Consider the following 17,630-nt stretch of genomic DNA (forward strand, 5'->3'; position numbering starts at 1 on the left):
TCGGACTCCGAATTCGATGTGTCCTGCGTCACGAATGAACCCTTTCTGGGAGGACGGCGCCCTCCCGATCTTGGCTCATCCGCGGCTTACACGGTTGTCATGACAGGGCCCGTGGGACCGGAAGAAGAGGCCACGACACCGTCACCGTTGCCGCAATCCGGCTCTGGCTCCACCCATGAGATGCGCTCTGCACCTGGTTACGTCCGAAACTCCGCAGCCGCAGCAGCGTCGTTCCCTTACAGTGCCGAAGGTATGACGGCACTCGCATCCTTCGCTTTCGTCCGCCACATCGACGGGCTCCGCTACTACTTCGAACGCGACGGCGAGCACCACGGCCGCCCCGCCTACCGCCGCACGGACGGGAACGTGTGGTGTGTCTGGTCGCCGACCGACGGCTGGCACTGCAAGATCGCTGACGGCCTCGTGACCGCCCATCCCCTCAACAGCCACATCGATGAGCCCGAACCCCCGGCCAACGTCTGGCGCAGCTTCAAGAATGGCCGCTCCTACCTCTACGACCTCAGGCCCTTCACCCCCGAAGCCTGATCCGCCGGACAGTGCCTAGAGCGGTTCCTGGTCGCGCGGGCAGGAGAGAACGCTCGTCGTTGGCCCTCATGCGCTTAGCCCCACTCGCAGTCGCCTACATGCAACGGCGCCGCGCTGAAGGGGCTGTCGAAGAAGGACGTCATGCGTTCATCGTCCGCGAGGGCTACTACGACCTCCGCGTCGGCAGTCAGCAGCGACCGTGCATCTACGAGGAGCGATGTTGCTTTTCTTCCGCCTTATTATCTCGTCATGCGCGCAGTCACCATCGTCGATGGCCGGTTCGAACTTCGGAAGTGCCCGGATCCCGTTCTCCAACCGGATCAGGTGCTCATCGGCATCCGTGGCGCCGGGCTCAACGCCGCAGACCTGCAGCAGGCACGCGGAGATTACCCGGCACCCGTCGGCTGGCCGGCCGACATCCCCGGCTTGGAAGTCTCCGGCGAAGTCCTCGAACTGGGTTCGACGGTGCGCGATGCCCGCGTCGGAGACCGCGTGATGGCGCTGGTCGGTGGGGGTGGACACGCAGAACGCATCGCCGTCCCCGCGGATCTGCTCCTCCCGGTTCCGGGCAACATCCCGTGGGAGCAGGCCGGCGGATTCCCGGAAGCCTTCAGCACCGCGTGGGATGCGCTCGTCACCCAGGCCGGTATCGCGGCCGGAGACCGGGTTCTGGTCACCGGCGCCGCCGGCGGGATCGGCACAGCGATGGTGCAGATCGCCGCGGTCTCCGGCGCCGATGTGGTTGCGAGCGTGCGCCGCACCGAACTCCACGGCAAAGTCGCCTCGCTGCCGGTTGCGAACGGTCGGCTCGACGTCGTCACGCCCGAACACGAAATCGACCACGGACCGTTCGACATCATCGTCGAACTGGTCGGTGGCGACAGCTGCTTGGACCGCGTCGAGTTGCTGCGGACCGGTGGACGTTTCCTCATCGTCGGGGTTCAGGGCGGAATGACCGCCTCCTTGAAGATGTTCGACCTCATGCTCAAACGCGCCCGCCTCATCGGAACGACCATTCGCGGGCGCAGCCCCGCGGAGAAGGCACTGCTGGCACACGGCATCCGCACCCATGTCGTCCCGCTCCTGGCGCAGGAACGAATTCAGGTACCAATCGAGGCGACCTACGAGATCCAGGCCTACGACGAGGCGTACGCGCGCCTGTCCGGACCCGGAAATTCGGGAAGATAGTCCTCAATCCCTGACCCGGGCAGACCGTTGTCTCGTCCACGAGAACACCGACGAGGGCGTCGAAGCAGCGCACGCGGCGGACATGACCGGTGCCGCGGGAACCTGCAGAAACGCGGGTACGACCAGATCCTGTCCTGAAGGTTGGCCTGAACTGCGTGGACGGTGAACCCCGTGGATTCACCGGAAAGCCGGTTTCCCTAGTCTGTCGCCGACCACTTCTACTGTGGACGAAAGGATGCACGGTGATACCTGCGTCCTGCCTCGGGTCGCGGGGGAGGGGCGGATCAGGCCGGCGCTGCGGAGGAATGCTGGGCAGGTGTTCGCGGACCAGGTAGCCGCCGAGCACCGGCACCTGCGGTCGGCAGGCGTGTTGTCATGGGGCCGGAGGTCCTTCGTTCACCGCGGTCGGTCGCGTTGCGCGGGCGCGATGCGCACCGCGGTGACCTTGTACTCGGGGCAGCCGGTGATCGCGTCGGTGTGCGGCGAGGTGAGGTCGTTGACGGTCGCGCCGGGGAAGTGGAAGGCGGCGAACGCCTGGCCCGGCGCGATGTCGCGGCTGCGGTGGGCGGTCAGGGTGGCTCGGCCCCAGCGGCTGGTCACGGTCACCTCGGCGCCTTCCCGCACGCCGAGGTGGGCGGCGTCGGCGGGATGGAGTTCGAGGGTCTCGGCGGGCCGGAGTTCGGTGTTGGGGGTGCGGCGGGTCATGGATCCGGTGTTGTAGTGCACCAGCCGCCGGCCGGTGACCAGCAGGAAGGGGAACTCTGCGTCCGGTTGTTCGCCAGGTGGCAGGTAGGGGAGGGCGGCCAGTGCCGCTCGGCCGTCCGGAGTGGAGAACCTCTCTAGGTGGAGCACGGCTTCGCCGGGTTGGCCGGGTGCCCGGCAGGGCCAGTGCAGCGGTCCTTCGGCGTCGAGCCTGCGGTGCGAGATCCCGGCGAAGACCGGTGTGAGGGCGGCGCATTCGGCGAGCGCTTCGGCGGGTGCGCGGCACCCGAGGTCGGAGCCCAGCGCGCGGGCGAGGCGGTGCAGGATGCCGAAGTCGGTGTCCGCTCGTCCCGGTGGGATCAGTGCGGGGCGCACGCGTTGGAAGCGGCGGTCGAAGTTGACGAAGGTCCCGTCCTTCTCCAGGAAGGACGCGGCGGGCAGGACGACGTCGGCGTGCTCGGCCGTGCGCGACAGGAAGAGGTCGTGGCAGACCACCAAGTCGCACGCCCGCAGGGCGTCGCGGACGTGGCCGCTGGTCGGGTCGCTCTGGGCGATGTCCTCGCCGATGACGTACAGCGCCCGCACGTCTCCGGCGATGGCGGCGTCGAACATCTGCGGGATGCGCAGGCCGGGTCGTCCGGGAACCGGATGGCCCCAGGCGGCTGCGAAGCGGTCGCGGACTCCTGCGTCGCGGATCGGCTGGTAGCCGGGCAGGACGTCCGGCAGCGCGCCCATGTCGGATGCGCCTTGGACGTTGTTCTGGCCGCGTAGCGGGAGGATTCCGCAGCAGCCCGGTGTGCCGACCGAGCCGCGCAGGATGGCGAGATTGGTCAGGGTGCGCACGCCGTCGGTGCCGTGAGCGTGCTCGGTGATGCCGAGCCCGTAGATGATGATCGGGTGCTGCGACTGTCCGAAGAGCCGCGCCGCCGCGATCAGATCCGCCGGTGGCATCTCGGCGATACCGGCGACGGTGTCGGGTCCGCAGTCGCGGACCAGCGTCGCGAGCTCGTCGAACCCCGTCGTCCGCTCTTCGAGGAAGTCGTGGGCGACGAGGTCCTCCTCGATCAGCTGGTGCGCGAGGCCGTTGAAGACGGCGACGTTGGAGCCAGGCCGGTTCTGCAGGTGGATGTCGGCGAGCGCGGCGAGTTCGGTGCGCCGGGGGTCGACGACGACGAGGCCGGCTCCGGCTAGGACTCGTTGCTTGATGCGGGCTCCGACGACCGGGTGAGCCTCGGTGGGGTTGGCGCCGGCGAGCAGGATGCAGTCCGCGTGGTCGAGGTCGTCGAGGGGGTTGGTGCCGCCGGCGAGACCGAGGGAGGCGGCGAGCCCGGCGGCGGAGGGCGCGTGGCACAGGCGGGAGCAGTTGTCGATGTTGTTGGTGCCGATGGTGGTGCGGATGAACTTCTGGGCCAGGTAGTTCTCCTCGTTGGTGGCGCGGGCGGAGGAGATCATGGCGATCGCGTCCGGGCCGTGCCGGTCGCGGATGTCCGCGAGCCGCCGGGCGACCGTCGCGAGGGCTTCGGGCCAGGTCGATTCGACCAGTTGGCCGTCGCGTCGCAGCAGCGGTGTGGTGAGGCGGTCGTCGGCGCGGGCGAAGGAATGCGCGAAGCGGCCTTTGATGCAGGCGTGCCCGCGGTTGACCGGCGCGCCGTGCGTCGGGGTGATCGCGGCGATGGTGTCGTCGCGGACGTGGACGTCGAGGGTGCAGCCGACCCCGCAGTAGCCGCACGTGGTCGTGGTCGTCGCGGTGGTGGGCCGGAGGTCCAGCAGGCCGGGCTCGGACAACGCGCCGGTGGGGCAGCTGTCGACGCATCCGCCGCATCCGACGCAGGGCGAGGAGACCCACGGCCCGCCGTCACCCGGCGTGACGACGGTGTCGAATCCGCGGCCGGTGAGTTCGAGGGCGAAGGTGCCCTGGACCTCGGCGCACATGGCCACGCACCGTCCGCAGGCGATGCACAGGTCGCGGTCGAGCTTGACGTAGGGGTGCGAACGATCGGTCCCGCGATCGTGCCTGGCGCCGGCGAAACCGCTGGTGGTGATGCCGAAATACGCGCATGCCCGGACGAGCTCGCTGCGCTCGGCGGGAACGTCCAGCGCCCGTTCGGGAAGTTCGGAGACGATCAGCTCGACCGCGCCTCTGGCCGCCTGCCGAGCAGCGGGGTCGTCGAGGTCGACGTGCATGCCGTCCGTTGCGGGGGTGGTGCAGGCGGCGACGACCCGATCTGCCGCGCGGACCAGGCAGGCGCGGCAAGAACCGCGCGGGGACAGCCGGTCGTCGTGGCAGAGCGCCGGAAGGTCTGTGCCACTGGCACGGACGGCATCGAGAACCGTGGCGTCGTCCGCGACGTCCACCGCGGTGTGCCTGATGGTCACGCGCATCAGCGCTCTCCTGGCAGGAGCTCGTCGCGGTAGACGCGCAGCAGACTTCGCACCGCTTCCGGCACCCCCCGGCCGAAGGCGCACAGGCTGCCGGTCCTCATCACGTCGAGGAGTTCGTCCTGCTGTGAAAGGACTTCCTCCGACCCGGTCGGGAAGTGCGTTGCCAGCTCCACCCCGCGCTGCGTGCCGACGCGGCACGGGATGCAGGCGCCGCAGCTCTCGGCGGCGGCGAAGCTCCACACGTGCCGGAGCAGCTCCCGCGCGGTGATGCGGTCGTCGATGGCGACGAGGCTGCCGTGCCCGAGTGCCACCCCGGCGTCGGCGAGCGCTTCGGCGAGCAGCGGGATGTCCAGGTCGTCGGGCGAGAGGAAGCCGCCGAGCGGGCCTCCGACCTGCAGGGCCCGCAGCGCGTAGCCGGGTTTGAGGCCGCCGCCGAGGGTTTCGGCGATGTAGCGCAGCGGCACGCCGAACTCGACCTCGTAGACGCCGGGATGCCGGAACCGCTGGCTCAGGCACACGAGCTTGGTGCCGGTCTCGACCCGGTCGCCGAGCTGCGCGTAAGCGGCGCCGCCGTGCCGCAACACCCACGGCACCGCCGCGAGCGTTTCGACGTTGTTCACCGCGGTGGGCCGCCCGGCCAGGCCGTACTCGGTCGGGTACGGCGGCCGGGGCCGGACGCTGCCGCGAAATCCTTGCAAGGCGTGCAGGAGCGCGGTTTCCTCCCCGGCGACGTAGGACCCCGCGCCTTCCACGACCTCGACGTCGAAGTCGAAGGACGAGCCGTGCACGCCGGACCCGAAGTGCCCCGCGGCCCGTGCCTCCGCCACCGCGGCCCGCATTCTTCCCACCGCTGCGGGATATTCCGAACGCACGAACACCACGCCCCGGTTCGCGCCGACGGCGAACCCGGCGAGGGCCAGTCCCTCCAGCACCCGGTGCGGGTCGCCCTCCATCAGCAGCCGGTCGCAGAACGAGCCGGGATCGCCTTCGTCACCGTTGGCCACCACGAACCTGGGCGCCGCGCCGCGCGCCGCCTCCCACTTCTGCGCCGGCGGGAACTCGGCGCCGCCGCGGCCGCGCAGGCCGGCGACCGAGACCTCGGCGCGGACCGCGGCCGGTGACCCGTCCTCGACGACCTGCGGCCACACCTGCCAGGAGCCCTCGGCTCCGGTCAGCCCGGCGAGCGTCACGGCCCGGCGGCTGATGACCCGGTAGGGGATCGCCGGGGCGACCGGGTGGTCGGCGGTGAGCAATCGATCGCCGAGCTCGGGACCGGTGATGGGCGTGTGCCCGTCGAGGGCGGCCGGTGAGGCGTAGCAGAAGCCCAGGCAGTACGCGCCGGCCAACGACACCGAACCATCGGCACTGGCGCGTCCGGGTTCGACGGCGAGCGCCGCTTCGGCCAGCGGGACGGTGTGGTCGCCGGCCGAGACGAAGCACGAGGTCCCCACGCATACGCGGACGTGGCGGATTCCTTGTGCACCGGCGAAATCGGCGTAGTAGCCCGCCGCCCCGGCGAGCGCGGCCACCGGCCGCCGGACCTCCTCGGCGATGTCGTGCAGGTCGTTCGCGCCGATCCGCCCCCGCCGCGCCGCGACGGCGCGCAGTCGCCCGAGGACTCCGGTCCCACCCCGCCCGAACCGCTGTTCCCATTCGACGAACGCGTCCCGCCGCACGAATGCCCCCTCGGCGATGGAGCCGTCAGCCCGGGACCACCGCGACCGGGCACGGTGGGTGGTGCAACACGCCCCTGGTCACGGAACCCACCAGCAGACCGGGAAATCCCCCGAGTCCGCGGTGGCCGACCACCAGCAGCTGCGCATGCTGCGCGGCCTCGCGCAGCGCTTGCACCGGCGGGATGTTCGACACGACCTGGCGAACGACCACTTCCGGGTAGGGGGTGGTCCCGGCGGACACCTGTTCGGCGAGGCGTTTTTCTGCGCCGGCCAGGAGTTCGTCGCGATCCGGGTGGTCGTAGGGGCCTGGAATGAAGTAGGCGTTCGGCAGCGCCTGCACCGCGACGAGAGTGCTGCCGCGTCGGTCGGCCGCGTCGACGGCGTAGTGCAACGCCTTCCGGCTGCCCGTCGAGTCGTCGACCCCGACGACGACCGGCCCGGACGCGGCGGTGCCGTGGCCCGGGACGACGACCACCGGCGACGAAGCGTGCGTGGCCACCGCCGCGCTGATCGAACCGAGCAACGTCTCCCGGAACGCGCCTTGCCCGCGCGAGCCGACCACGACCAGCCGCGCGGAGGCCGACCGGTGCACCAGTTCCTCGGCGGGATGCCCGGCGGAGACCTCCTCGGTGATCTCCAGTTCGCCCACCGCCCGGCGGCAGCGCCTCGGCGGCCGCCCACAGCGCCGCTTGCGACGAGGACTCAGAGCCGTCCACGCCGACCACGACGGACTGCTTCGCGCGTGTCATGCTCGCGCCCTCCCGCGATGCTCGGACCGCAACCTCGCTCACGTTGCCAACCGCGACCGCCGCGCTGGTAGGGCCGATGGGCTCTATCGCCGCCGGCGAGGTGGGGTGGTCTTCTCACGAGCACGGGAATCGCGGGGGAGGGCCGAGGACCGCTACTTCCGGTCCTTCGGAGCACCTTCGGATTCGGCCGTCACCGCTTGGAGCCGGGCGAACCCGAGGATCCCTTCATCCGCGAGCCCCGCGTCTGACGGCGCCGAACTCCAGTGACCATCTCCCCTTGCCGGACCGCGGCGGGCGCGCGACGGTCGAGCCGGGTTAGGGCCTTCCGGAGTGGAACATGAGCGTTCAGGCAAGCGCACTCGATCTCGCCAGCACTCCTGTGGTCGCCGTCCGGCCCGAGCTGGACGCGATGAGCGCGCTGTACGAGATGTACCGGCGCGACGTCCACCACCCCGCCGTGGTCGTCGACGACGACGCATTGGGGCTGGTGAGCGCGGCGGACCTGCTGCAGGGCATCGCGGCCCAGTACCCGAAGACGACCGCTGCGGTCGGCTCGCTGTGCCCGGTGCCGGGGCCCCGGGTGGACGCCACCGACGACATCGGCGTCGCCGCGCAACGCATGATCGACGCCCACACCGATGCCGTCCTGGTCATGCGGGACGGGCGGGTGTGCGGCGTGCTCACCGCGGTCGACCTCGTCCGCAGCATCGCCCGAACCCCCGTCGCACAGCCCGAGGAGGAGGGTTCGCGATGAGCGTCACCAGGGCCTTGGCGGACGGCGGCCACGGGCAGGACTCGTGGTCGGCAGCCGAGTCCGCCGTCCTCGGTGAAGCCGTCCACTGTGCACCGTCGGTGCACAACACCCGCCCGTGGGAACTGACGGTTCACGGGCGGACCGCCGAGCTCCGAGAACGACCGGGCCTGCCGGCCCAGCACGACCCCGAAGGGCGCGACCCGCGCATCTCCTTCGGCGCGGCACTGGCGAACCTGGTGCTGGCGATCCGCGGGCTGGGATGGGCGGCCGAGGTGGCGAGCGGCCTCGCCGGTGACCTGGTGACCGCCACCGTCACCGGCACCCACCGATCCCGGCCGACCGATGCGGAAGACCGCCGACGCCGCGCCCTGGCCGACCGCTGGAGCCACCGGCACGCCTTCGACCGGCGCGAACTCCCCGAAGGCACCCGCGATGTCCTGCTGGATGCGCTCGCGGCGCCGGGCGCGACCGGCCGGTGGATCTCCGGTCCCGACGAGGCGTTGGCCGTCGCGCGGTCGCTGGACTACGCGGCCCGTGTCTTCCGCGGCAACGCCGAGTACCAACGCGAACTGACCCTGTGGACCAACCCGCGCGGCCATGGCGTGCGACCGGACGCGTTCGGGGCGGTCGGACTGGCGGCGGTCGGCTTGACCACGTCCCGCACGCGGCTGCCCGACGAGTCCCTGCTCGCCGACCGGATCCAACAGGAGGCGGTGCTCGTCGTCACGACGAGCACCGATACCCCGCAGGACCACGTCCGGGCCGGAGCGGCAATGGAGCAGGCGTGGCTGGAAGCGACGAGCCGAGACCTGGCCGCCTCCGTCATGACCCAACCGCTGCACCTGGAGGAGGTGCGCACCGACCTGGCGGTGCGGCTCGGCCTCACCGCGGTGCCGCAGGTGCTGATGCGATTCGGCCTTCCCGCGGAACCGGAGGTCGGGGAACGATGACCGCGGCACAGGAGAAACCAGTCGTCGTGGGCATCGACGGGTCCGCGGCGGCGCTGGACGCCGTGCGCTGGGCCGCCAGGGAGGCCCACCGCCGAGGCACCTGGCTGCGGGTGGTCTTCGCGGACGTCCTCGCCCAGACGTACCTGCCGGACCTGCCGACGACACCGGTGCCCGAAACGTACGCGAGCGCCATGGCGAGGCAAGCCCAGCAATGGCTGCACCGGGCCAAGGGAGAAGCGACCGAAGCGGCCCCGGGGCTGGAGGTGCAGACCTTCGTGGTCGCCGGCGGCGCCATACCCGTGCTCGTCGCCGAGTCGCGGCACGCGCAGCTCGCCGTCGTCGGCAGCAGCGGACTCGGCGGCTTCGCCGAACTCCTCGTCGGGTCGGTCGCGATCGGCCTGTGCGCGCACGGCCATTCTTCGGTCGCAGTGGTGCGACGGTCGCGCGTGGAAGCCCCCGACGCGCCCGTCGTCGTCGGCGTGGACGGCACACCAGCCGGGGAAATCGTGCTGAAGACGGCATTCGAGGAAGCGGCGATGCGCGGTGCCGCTCTTGAAGCCGTGCACGCCTGGCACGCCGCCGGCACCGAGCAAGCTTGGTACGGCTTCCACGCCGAGGGCCGCGCAGCAGCGGTCCAGCAGGAGGAGGAGCGCATCCTCGCGGAGCGCCTCGTGAGCTGGCACGAGAAGTACCCCCAGGTCGAAGTCCGGCGCATCGTGGCGAACGGCAAACCGGCACGCGTCCTGCTCGAACACGCGCAGCACGCGCAGGTGGTGGTCGTGGGAGCACGCGGGCGCGGGGCGTTCACCGGCTTGGTGCTGGGCTCGACGAGCCAGCAGTTGGTGCACCAAGCGCCGTGCCCGCTCATCGTGGCGCGCTGAACGAGCAGAGGAGGCGAGCGTGATGCCTTACGGCTACGGCTGGGGCATGTGGGGCCTGACGATGATGACGGTGAGCATGGTCCTGTTCTGGGCGCTCGTCATCGCGGCGATCATCGCGCTGGTCCGCTACCTGCAGCGCACCGGGCAGGGCGACCGCGACACCGGCACGGCCGAAGAGCTGCTGGCGGAGCGCTTCGCCCGCGGGGAGATCGACGAGGAGGAGTACCGGCGCCGGAGGACGGCGCTGGCCGAACGCAGACGCCGGACGTGACGGGTGCTCCGCTTTCTTCGACGAGAGGAGGAGGGCCGATGAACGACAAGACCGACAGGACGCGGATCCAGCCCCCTGACACCGCTTCGGCGGAGTGGGAGGTCACGGAGCGCTCGGTGAACGTCGACGACTTCGCGGCCCGCTACGACGTGCGCGCGGTCGAGCACCTGGTCGTCGACGCGCCGCCGGAGGCGGTGTACCGCGCGCTGCGCCATCTCGACCTGCTCACCATCGGGTCGCGAACCGCGGATCTGGCCATGTGGGTGCGGGGACTGCCGGAGCGGCGCAAACGCCGCGGTCCGCCTCGGGTTCCGACCCGCCTGACCTACGACGACCTGTGCGCGAGAGGCGACTGGGTGCTGCTCGGCGAGCGGCCGGGCCAGGAAGTCGTCTTCGGTGCGGTGGGCAGGTTCTGGACGCCGATCGTGCGCATGGAGGAGGTGACCGCCGAGGAGTTCGCCAAGTACGGCAAGCCCGGCCAGGGAAAGATCGTGGCGTCGTTCTCGGTGCGCCCCTACGGCCGCCGCAGCAGCCTGGCCACCTACGACATCCGCGTCACGCTCGACGCCCCGATCACGCGGCGGATCTTCACGCTGTACTGGCGGACGGTGTCGCCGTTCGTCAAGTCCATCATGCGGGCCACCCTGCGCACCGCGGCCGAGCATGCGCGTCCGTGAGCGTTGTTCCCCGCGGAAACCGGGCGCGTGGCACCGGGAATGGGCTCTTGTCGAACCGAAGTGGACTCGCTCGTGCTGGGGCAGGAGACGAGGTGGGAACCGTGACCGGTCACGGGATTCTCGTGGTGGGAGTGGACGGATCGGATGCGAGCGCGCGGGCGCTGCGCTGGGCCCTCGCCGAGGGACGCCGGCGGTGCGTGCCGGTGCACGCGGTCATGGCCTGGACGCCGCATGCCGTGCTCGCCGGGCCGGGCCCGATGCTGATGAGTCCCGGGCTGGCTCCGCACCACGTGCGGGAACAGCACTGGGAGGACTTGAAGAGCTTGGTGCGCGGCTGCATGGGCGGAACCACGACGCCGGAAGTGCACGCCGAGCTGGTCGAAGGCGATGCCGCTGACGTGCTGGCCGAACGGTCCGCCCACGCCGCGATGCTGGTGCTGGGCGATCGTGGTCATGGACGGATCGCCGACGCGATCCTGGGCAGCACGGCGCTGCGGTGCATCCACCAGGCCCGATGCCCGGTGCTGGTCGTCCCCGAGGGAATGCCGGAGCAGACCGGGGAAGACGCGCAGCCCGGCGTGGTCTCCTTCGATCCCGCGCTCGATTAGGCGTTCTTTCAGAATGCGGCGTCAGCCGCATGCGGTGGGGACTCAGCTTGCACCGCCGCGGGTTCACGGTGCCCACTCCTCTGGAGTTCCTCCGGCGAGGACAGTCGTGACGCCGTGTATTGGTCATACATAAGTCACGGCTCCCGCAGTCCAGGCGGACGCTGTCACTCCCGCAGGGGGGCCGCCACCCGCACCGCCACGCAAGCCATTCTGCAACCACATCCTTAGGCCGAAGGGGGAGAACGGATGACCGAGACCAGTCGCAAGGCGGTGGTGGCGGGGTTCGACCTGACGGAGTCCTCCCGCCGGGCTGTGTGGTGGGCAGCGCGCGAGGCGTCCAGCCGACGTCGGCCGCTGCTGCTCGTGCACGTGCTCACGTGGCCGTTCGAGGAGCACACGTCGATCAAGGTGCCGGGCGAAGGTGACGTGCTGGAGCCGCTGCAGAAGATCCTGCGGCACGAACTCGCGCAGCTGGTCGCCGGCTGCCAGGAGATCGACGCGGAACTGGAAGTGCACAGCAGCATGCCGTTCGGGGATCCGGCCGAGGTGCTGGAGGACATGGCGGGGGAGGCCGAGGTGCTGGTGCTCGGCGGGCCGCGCATCGAGGTGGAGCTCGGGGTGCTGGGCTCGATGTCGGCGGAACTGCTGACCCGGCGCACCGGGGCTCCCGTCGTCGTGGTCCGCGGTGACCGGGAGCAGCCCGGCACGGGACCGGTCGTCGTCGGCGTCGACGGCTCCGCGGCCAGCCGCCTGGCCATCGATTTCGCCTACGACTTCGCCTCCCGCCACGGCGGCGAACTCGTCGCGGTGCACGCCTGGAGCGATCTGCCGCTGGACCCCTTCGCCCGCGTCCAGCAGTGGGAGCTGCCCTGGCGCGAGGTGCGCGAGGTAGCCGAGGAAGTGCTCGCCACTTCCCTGGCGGGACGGGGCGAACGGTATCCCGATGTCGGCGTCCGGCGGGTGGTGACGCCGGAAAAGCCCGCCGAGGCCTTGATGGGCGAGGCCCAGGAGGCGAGCCTGCTGGTCGTGGGGAGTCATGGGCGGGGGCGCATCCGGCGCAGCCTGCTCGGCTCGGTGAGCCACGCGGTCGTCAACCGAGCGCACTGCCCGGTCGCGGTCCTGCGCGCCGGATGACGCCGCTCACGACGCCCCGCCTCCGCCCCGGACGACGGCGACCGGGCAGGAGGCGTGGTGCAGCACGCCGGCGGCGACGGATCCGAGCAGCAGTCCGGTGAATCCGCCGCGCCCCCGGTGCCCGACGACGAGCAGCCGGGCATCTTCGGTCGCGGCGGCGAGCTCGGCCACCGGGTGCCCCCGCTGGGCCACCTTGCGAACGGGCACGTCCGGATAGGACTCGGTCCACCCGGCGAGTTGCTCGGCCACTCCGCGCAGCGCTTCGTCGCGCAGGTCGGCCAGTTCGTACTCCATGCGAGGCACGACCGGCGCGTACTCGATGTCCTGCCACACCTGCACGGCCACCAGCTCGGATCCGTACCGGGAGGCGGCGTCGAACGCGTACCGCAGGGCGGCGCCGCTGTGCGGGGAGTTGTCCACGCCGACGACCACCGCGCCGCTGTCCCGGTGGTCCCGGACCACGACGACCGGACATTGCGCGTGGGCGGCGACTTTGGCGCTGACCGAGCCCAGCAGGGTCGCGGCCAGCGTGCTGCGCCCGCGTGAACCGACCACGACCAGCTCGGCCGCGTCGGAGAGCTGCAGCAGGACGTCCGCGGGTTCGCCGGGCTCGACGCCCGAGGAGACCGCCAGCCCCGGATGCCGGTCCGCGGTACGCTCCGCCGCGGGCCCGACGATCTCCCATGCCTCGTCGTCCCGCGACGGATCACCGGAAACCATCACGAGGTGCACGAGCTCGGCGTGCCTCAGGTCGGCTTCTCCGGCGGCCCACGCGGCGGCCGTCAGCGACGATTCGGAGCCGTCCACCCCGACGACCACCCGCCCACTCGATGCCATGCCAGACCTCCCCGCCGTCCGACCCACGAGTACCCCGGATCAGCGCCGACGTCGCGACCGCTTTCCGGCGGGCCCGCACCCTGCGCATGCCGTCCCGCCGGAGGCCCTTCGATCGGCAGTGGCTCATTCGCCGCCCTTCTGGATGTAGGAGCGAACGAACTCGGCGGCGTTCTCCTCCAGGACGTCGTCGATCTCCTCCAGGAGGGAATCGGTCGAATCGTCGAGCTCGTCACGCCTGTCCGCACCGCGGGTTCGCGGTTCTGGCAGCTCTTCGTCGTGGTGGGTGTGTCGGCGAGCCTTCTCCTGGCGCATTCCGCACCTCCTTCGGTCGATGCGTGCCCCAACGCCCGGTTGCTGCCGGCGTCAAGCGGTCGCGAGTCGCGCCCGTCCGACAAGCGTCGCGAAGCACGATCGCCGTCGCTAGAGACCCTCGTCCCGATCCACTCCGGCGGTTTCCGGGTGGATGGGGCCGGACCCGAACCAGCCTCGCGACGAGGTGTCAGGGCGGGGAGTGGGCCGCGGGATCGTCTCCTCGGAGCGAGTTCTCCAGCGAGAACCGGGCGGTTTCCCCAGGGCCGAGGTGGACGGTGCGGGCCCCGCAGGTGCAGGTGACCGGGAGGCGGAGGCGCCCGGGCCCGGTACGCACGGTGGCGGTGCGGCCGGTCACCTCGATGGTGAGCGGCTGGCCCCGGTAGCGGATGGTCAGCTCCAGCGGCCCCAGCTCGGCCGGCCACAGCGGGTTGAGGTGCAGTTCGCCGTCGCGGACCTCGATGCCGGCGAAGCAGCGTTGCAGGAGATCGATGCTGCCCGCCATGGCGGCCAGGTGGATGCCTTCGGCGGTGGTGCCGTGCTGGGTGTCGTGGATGTCGCTGGCCAGCACTTCGTCGAAGAACTCCAGCGCGCGGTGCCGGCGGCTGCGGGCGAGGACCCAGGCGTGGACGACGGCGCTGAGGGTCGATCCGTGGCTGGTGCGCTTCAGGTAGTACTCGATGTTGTCGGGGATGCTGGGCATGGGGTAGCCCAGCCCGCCGAGGATCTCCCCGAGTTCTTCGGCCGACAGCAGGTAGAACAGCATCAGCACGTCGGCCTGCTTGGACGCCTGGTAGCGGTTCGGGTCGCCGTCCTCGGCCTCCAGGATGCGGTCGAGGCGCTGGATGTCGCCGTAGCGCTGCCGGTAGGCGTCCCAGTCGAGTTCGGCGAGCCGGTCGTAACCGTCGAACTGGCTGATGATCCCGTTCCCGTGGAAGGGCACGAACATGCGTTGCGCGATGCGCTTCCAGCGGTCGATCTCGTGGTGCCGGATGTCGAGCTGGTCGGTCAGTTCGTGCCGCCGCCGGTCGGGCAGCTCGCGGAGGACGTGCACGGCGGTGCGGCACAGCCAAGCGGTCATGACGTTGGTGTAGGCGTTGTCGTCGATTCCCGGCCGGTCCCGCCCGGGGTACGCGGTGTGGTACTCGTCCGGGCCGACGACGCCGCGGATGACGTAGCGGTCCCGGCCGCGGTCGTACCGGGTGAGCGAGGCGAAGAAGCGGGCGATCTCCAGGATCATCTCGGCGCCGAAGTCGCGGAGGAACTCCTCGTCCCCGCTGGCCTGGTGGTAGTGCCACACGTTGTGGGCGATGGCGAGCCCGATGTGCCGCTGCAGGTGAGTGTGGTCGGGCAGCCAGCGGTTCGAACGGGGGTTGAGGTGCAGGCGTTGGGTTTCCTCGCGGCCGTTGCTGCCGCTCTGCCAGGGGAACATCGCGCCCGCGAATCCGGCGTCGCGAGCGGCTTTGCGGGCGCGGTCCAGCCTGCGGTAGCGGTAGCGCAGCAGCGCCCGGCTCAACTGCGGCATGCGCAGGTCGAGGGTGGGCTGGACGAACAGCTCGTCCCAGAAGACGTGGCCGCGGTAGGCCTCCCCGTGCAGCCCGCGAGCCGGTAGTCCGGCGTCGAGATCGGTGGTGTTCGGCGAAACCGTCTGCAGCAGGTGGAACAGGTGCAGGTGCACGGCCTGCTGCGCGGCGCTGCTCATGGACAGTCCACTGTGGAACTCGTCGTTCAGGCGAGCCCGGGCCGTGCTGTGCGATCGGCGCAGTTCGTCGAAGCCGGCGGCGTCGCGCACCTGCTCCACGGCCTCGGACACGGGCTCGGTGGCGGCGAAATCCCGCGAGGTGTGCAGCGAGACGATCTTCTCCACCCGCACCTCGACGCCCTGTTCGGCGTCGAGGGTGACATCGTGGGCGATCACCTCGCCGCGCTGCAGGAGCGAGCGTGCGTCGAGGAGATCGCCGCCGACGTGCACCCGAGTCCGTTGGGCCACGGCGACGTGGATGTCCGACTGGGACGTCCGCGCGTGCAGCACCACGATGTCCGGGGCGACTTCGGCGGTGCGGTGGTCGACGAGGTGCTGGCCGCCGAGCGCGCGATAGCGGGCGACCCCGCTGTTGGTCACGTCCCCGTCGATCCCGCAGCGCAACGTCAACGCCCCCGACCAGTCCTCGGCGACGAGCGTGGTCTCCAGGCCGGCGAGGTGGGGTGAGGCCAGGTGCACGAAGCGGTGCTGGACGATCCTGGTGGTGCGAGCCCGCCCATCGCGGAAACGCAGCCGCCGGACCAGGAGGCCGCGTTCGAGGTCCAGCTCCTGCTCGTGGCCCAGCACCTCGACCTGCGCCAGGTCGAACCACGGGCCGTCATCGGTGCGGAAGGTCAGCAGCAGCCAGTTCGGCATGTTGACCAGCGACTCGTTCTCCACTTCGCGCCCGGCGACGGTCGTGGTGAGGCGGTTGTAGCAGCCCGCGACGTAGGTGCCGGGGTAGTGCACCCCGTCGGCGTGGGATTCCGGTGCCGCTCCGCGCGTGGCGAAGTACCCGTTCCCCAACGTGCACAACGCCTCTCGGCGGCCTTCGTCCTCCGGGACGAAGTCGTGGAAGCCGAACTGCCACGCGGGCGTGGTCATGGCGCGCCAGGTTCCGCCGTCGGCACGTGGGGCCAGCGGCGCCCGGACAGGCGTGCGCCGTGGGGCCGATCGATCCTCGTGGCAGCCATGGTGACCTTGCGTTCGCTCGCGATGTGCTCGTGGGATACCCGAACTGCCGGGAGATCCACCGGCAGGGTCACAACGCGGGCACGATCCCGGCTGCGGGTGAAAGGCGAGGGTGTCCACGGTCCGTCGCGCGATCGGCGCGGACCAGGGCCGCCCGACTCCGTTCCGGCCGGCCCCGTCCCGGGTACCCGGGCGGCGTTGGGCGGGAAACCCGTGGTGCGGGGGGAGTGCCGTCACGACGTAGGCGGCGGAGCTTCCCCCTGGTCCTGGGCGGAAGCAACTTCCGCAGATGGTGATCCGGCCCCGCGAAGTGACCATTGTGGACGATCGAACCGGCGTTTCCGCGCGCCGCGCGTGTGCGGGCTGGAGGTGATCGGAATGACCGGTGGCGACAGCGAGGCCGGCGGAGCCGGGAAGCGGCTGCCGCGGCCCGTTTACGAACGCGAGCTCTTCCGGTTGCAGAGCGAGTTGGTGAAGCTGCAGGAGTGGGTCCGCGTCGAGAGCGCCCGGCTCGTGGTGGTCTTCGAGGGGCGTGACGCGGCCGGGAAGGGCAGCACGATCAAGCGGGTGGCCGAGTACCTCAACCCGCGGGTCGCGCGGATCGTGGCGCTTCCGGCGCCGTCGGAGCGGGAGCGCTCGCAGTGGTACTTCCAGCGTTACGTCGAGCGCCTGCCGGCGGCGGGGGAGATCGTGCTGTTCGACCGCAGTTGGTACAACCGCGCGGGCGTCGAACGCGTGATGGGGTTCTGCACGGAGGAAGCGTGCCGCCTGTTCCTGCGGCAGTGCCCGGTGCTGGAGAACTTGCTCGTCGAGGACGGCCTGCTGCTGCGGAAGTACTGGTTCTCGATCAGCCAGGCCGAGCAGGAACGGCGGTTGCGCAAGCGCATGGACGATCCGATGCGCCGGTGGAAGCTGTCGCCCATCGACCTGGAATCGGTGTCCCGCTGGGACGAGTACTCGAAGGCCAGGGACGAGATGCTCGCGGCGACCGACACGCCGGAGGCGCCGTGGTACCTGGTGGAGAGCGAGGACAAGCGGCGGGGCCGCATCAACATGATCGCGCACCTGCTTTCCAGCATCCCGTACCGCGAGATGCCACGCCCTCGGGTGGACCTGCCGGCTCGACCACGGCCCGGCGACTACGAGCGGCCGCCCAAGGAGAACTACACCTACGTACCCGACCACGCCGCCGCGCTCTGATGCGTCGGACGCCCCCCGGTTCGCGAGATGTTCGGGGAAATGATCGATCCACA

Annotated in this window: 16 protein-coding genes; 10 read left to right on the forward strand and 6 right to left on the reverse strand. The window is 70.9% G+C overall.

Translation table 11 applies throughout. The annotated features are described in order from the left end of the window. Positions 1–252 precede the first annotated feature (252 nt). Positions 253–546: a hypothetical protein gene (locus AC07FN_RS42300; RefSeq protein ID WP_478400755.1), complete on the forward strand. Its 294-nt coding sequence runs from the start codon at positions 253–255 to the stop codon at positions 544–546. A gap of 249 nt (positions 547–795) precedes the next feature. Further along, positions 796–1,734 (forward strand): alcohol dehydrogenase catalytic domain-containing protein, encoded by a 939-nt coding sequence (locus AC07FN_RS42305; protein ID WP_478400756.1) that lies wholly within the window; start codon positions 796–798, stop codon positions 1,732–1,734. 396 nt (positions 1,735–2,130) lie between these two features. On the opposite strand, the gene fdhF is transcribed toward AC07FN_RS42305, so the two are convergent. The 3 genes from fdhF to AC07FN_RS42320 are packed head-to-tail and all read right to left on the reverse strand — an operon-like array spanning position 2,131 to position 7,143. Continuing rightward, complete coding sequence (gene fdhF, locus AC07FN_RS42310; protein ID WP_478400757.1) at positions 2,131–4,818, reverse strand: formate dehydrogenase subunit alpha; 2,688 nt, start codon at positions 4,816–4,818, stop codon at positions 2,131–2,133. Continuing rightward, on the reverse strand, positions 4,818–6,494 hold the full coding sequence (locus AC07FN_RS42315; protein WP_478400758.1) for an NADH-ubiquinone oxidoreductase-F iron-sulfur binding region domain-containing protein: 1,677 nt from the start codon (positions 6,492–6,494) through the stop codon (positions 4,818–4,820). Before AC07FN_RS42315 ends, fdhF begins: the two co-directional genes overlap by 1 nt. Before the next feature lie 25 nt (positions 6,495–6,519). After that, a complete protein-coding gene (locus AC07FN_RS42320) occupies positions 6,520–7,143 on the reverse strand; it encodes a universal stress protein (protein ID WP_478400759.1) in 624 nt (207 codons plus the stop codon). 437 nt (positions 7,144–7,580) lie between these two features. Here AC07FN_RS42320 and AC07FN_RS42325 point away from each other — a divergent pair, with 437 nt between their 5' ends. The 7 genes from AC07FN_RS42325 (at position 7,581) to AC07FN_RS42355 (ending at position 12,518) form a co-directional block, all read left to right on the forward strand. Continuing rightward, entirely contained in the window at positions 7,581–7,997 is a 417-nt protein-coding gene (locus AC07FN_RS42325) for a CBS domain-containing protein (RefSeq protein WP_478400760.1), read from the forward strand. Further along, on the forward strand, positions 7,994–8,947 hold the full coding sequence (locus AC07FN_RS42330) for a nitroreductase family protein (protein ID WP_478400761.1): 954 nt from the start codon (positions 7,994–7,996) through the stop codon (positions 8,945–8,947). Before AC07FN_RS42325 ends, AC07FN_RS42330 begins: the two co-directional genes overlap by 4 nt. Then, on the forward strand, positions 8,944–9,828 hold the full coding sequence (locus AC07FN_RS42335) for a universal stress protein (protein WP_478400762.1): 885 nt from the start codon (positions 8,944–8,946) through the stop codon (positions 9,826–9,828). The genes AC07FN_RS42330 and AC07FN_RS42335 overlap by 4 nt, the downstream gene beginning before the upstream one ends. Positions 9,829–9,850: 22 nt before the next feature. Then, positions 9,851–10,099 (forward strand): SHOCT domain-containing protein, encoded by a 249-nt coding sequence (locus tag AC07FN_RS42340; protein ID WP_478400778.1) that lies wholly within the window; start codon positions 9,851–9,853, stop codon positions 10,097–10,099. 38 nt (positions 10,100–10,137) lie between these two features. Continuing rightward, positions 10,138–10,776, forward strand: coding sequence for a hypothetical protein (locus tag AC07FN_RS42345; protein ID WP_478400763.1), 639 nt, complete (start codon positions 10,138–10,140; stop codon positions 10,774–10,776). Positions 10,777–10,868: 92 nt separating this feature from the next. After that, on the forward strand, positions 10,869–11,384 hold the full coding sequence (locus AC07FN_RS42350) for a universal stress protein (RefSeq protein ID WP_478400764.1): 516 nt from the start codon (positions 10,869–10,871) through the stop codon (positions 11,382–11,384). Between the two features lie 246 nt (positions 11,385–11,630). Continuing rightward, positions 11,631–12,518 (forward strand): universal stress protein, encoded by an 888-nt coding sequence (locus tag AC07FN_RS42355; protein WP_478400765.1) that lies wholly within the window; start codon positions 11,631–11,633, stop codon positions 12,516–12,518. Positions 12,519–12,524: 6 nt separating this feature from the next. Here AC07FN_RS42355 and AC07FN_RS42360 read toward each other — a convergent pair whose 3' ends face one another. The 3 genes from AC07FN_RS42360 to AC07FN_RS42370 form a co-directional block, all read right to left on the reverse strand. Beyond that, entirely contained in the window at positions 12,525–13,355 is an 831-nt protein-coding gene (locus AC07FN_RS42360; RefSeq protein WP_478400766.1) for a universal stress protein, read from the reverse strand. A 123-nt stretch (positions 13,356–13,478) separates the two neighbouring features. Continuing rightward, positions 13,479–13,667, reverse strand: coding sequence for a ubiquitin-like protein Pup (locus AC07FN_RS42365; RefSeq protein WP_358573819.1), 189 nt, complete (start codon positions 13,665–13,667; stop codon positions 13,479–13,481). Positions 13,668–13,854: 187 nt separating this feature from the next. Beyond that, a complete protein-coding gene (locus tag AC07FN_RS42370; protein ID WP_478400767.1) occupies positions 13,855–16,290 on the reverse strand; it encodes a glycoside hydrolase family 65 protein in 2,436 nt (811 codons plus the stop codon). 465 nt (positions 16,291–16,755) lie between these two features. On the opposite strand from AC07FN_RS42370, the gene ppk2 reads away from it, so the two are divergent. Beyond that, positions 16,756–17,577 (forward strand): polyphosphate kinase 2, encoded by an 822-nt coding sequence (ppk2, locus tag AC07FN_RS42375; RefSeq protein ID WP_478400768.1) that lies wholly within the window; start codon positions 16,756–16,758, stop codon positions 17,575–17,577. Positions 17,578–17,630 lie beyond the last annotated feature (53 nt).

The sequence above is a fragment of the Saccharopolyspora sp. NPDC045941 genome (genome assembly GCF_056431445.1).

Bases quoted from the DNA above. Each gene is read 5' to 3' on its own strand.
- AC07FN_RS42360 (WP_478400766.1), bottom strand. From the start codon at position 13,355: ATGGCATCGAGTGGGCGGGTGGTCGTCGGGGTGGACGGCTCCGAATCG.
- fdhF (WP_478400757.1), bottom strand. From the start codon at position 4,818: ATGCGCGTGACCATCAGGCACACCGCGGTGGACGTCGCGGACGACGCC.
- AC07FN_RS42300 (WP_478400755.1), top strand. From the start codon at position 253: ATGACGGCACTCGCATCCTTCGCTTTCGTCCGCCACATCGACGGGCTC.
- AC07FN_RS42330 (WP_478400761.1), top strand. From the start codon at position 7,994: ATGAGCGTCACCAGGGCCTTGGCGGACGGCGGCCACGGGCAGGACTCG.
- AC07FN_RS42355 (WP_478400765.1), top strand. From the start codon at position 11,631: ATGACCGAGACCAGTCGCAAGGCGGTGGTGGCGGGGTTCGACCTGACG.
- AC07FN_RS42345 (WP_478400763.1), top strand. From the start codon at position 10,138: ATGAACGACAAGACCGACAGGACGCGGATCCAGCCCCCTGACACCGCT.
- AC07FN_RS42370 (WP_478400767.1), bottom strand. From the start codon at position 16,290: ATGACCACGCCCGCGTGGCAGTTCGGCTTCCACGACTTCGTCCCGGAG.
- ppk2 (WP_478400768.1), top strand. From the start codon at position 16,756: ATGACCGGTGGCGACAGCGAGGCCGGCGGAGCCGGGAAGCGGCTGCCG.
- AC07FN_RS42335 (WP_478400762.1), top strand. From the start codon at position 8,944: ATGACCGCGGCACAGGAGAAACCAGTCGTCGTGGGCATCGACGGGTCC.
- AC07FN_RS42305 (WP_478400756.1), top strand. From the start codon at position 796: ATGCGCGCAGTCACCATCGTCGATGGCCGGTTCGAACTTCGGAAGTGC.
- AC07FN_RS42325 (WP_478400760.1), top strand. From the start codon at position 7,581: ATGAGCGTTCAGGCAAGCGCACTCGATCTCGCCAGCACTCCTGTGGTC.
- AC07FN_RS42340 (WP_478400778.1), top strand. From the start codon at position 9,851: ATGCCTTACGGCTACGGCTGGGGCATGTGGGGCCTGACGATGATGACG.
- AC07FN_RS42365 (WP_358573819.1), bottom strand. From the start codon at position 13,667: ATGCGCCAGGAGAAGGCTCGCCGACACACCCACCACGACGAAGAGCTG.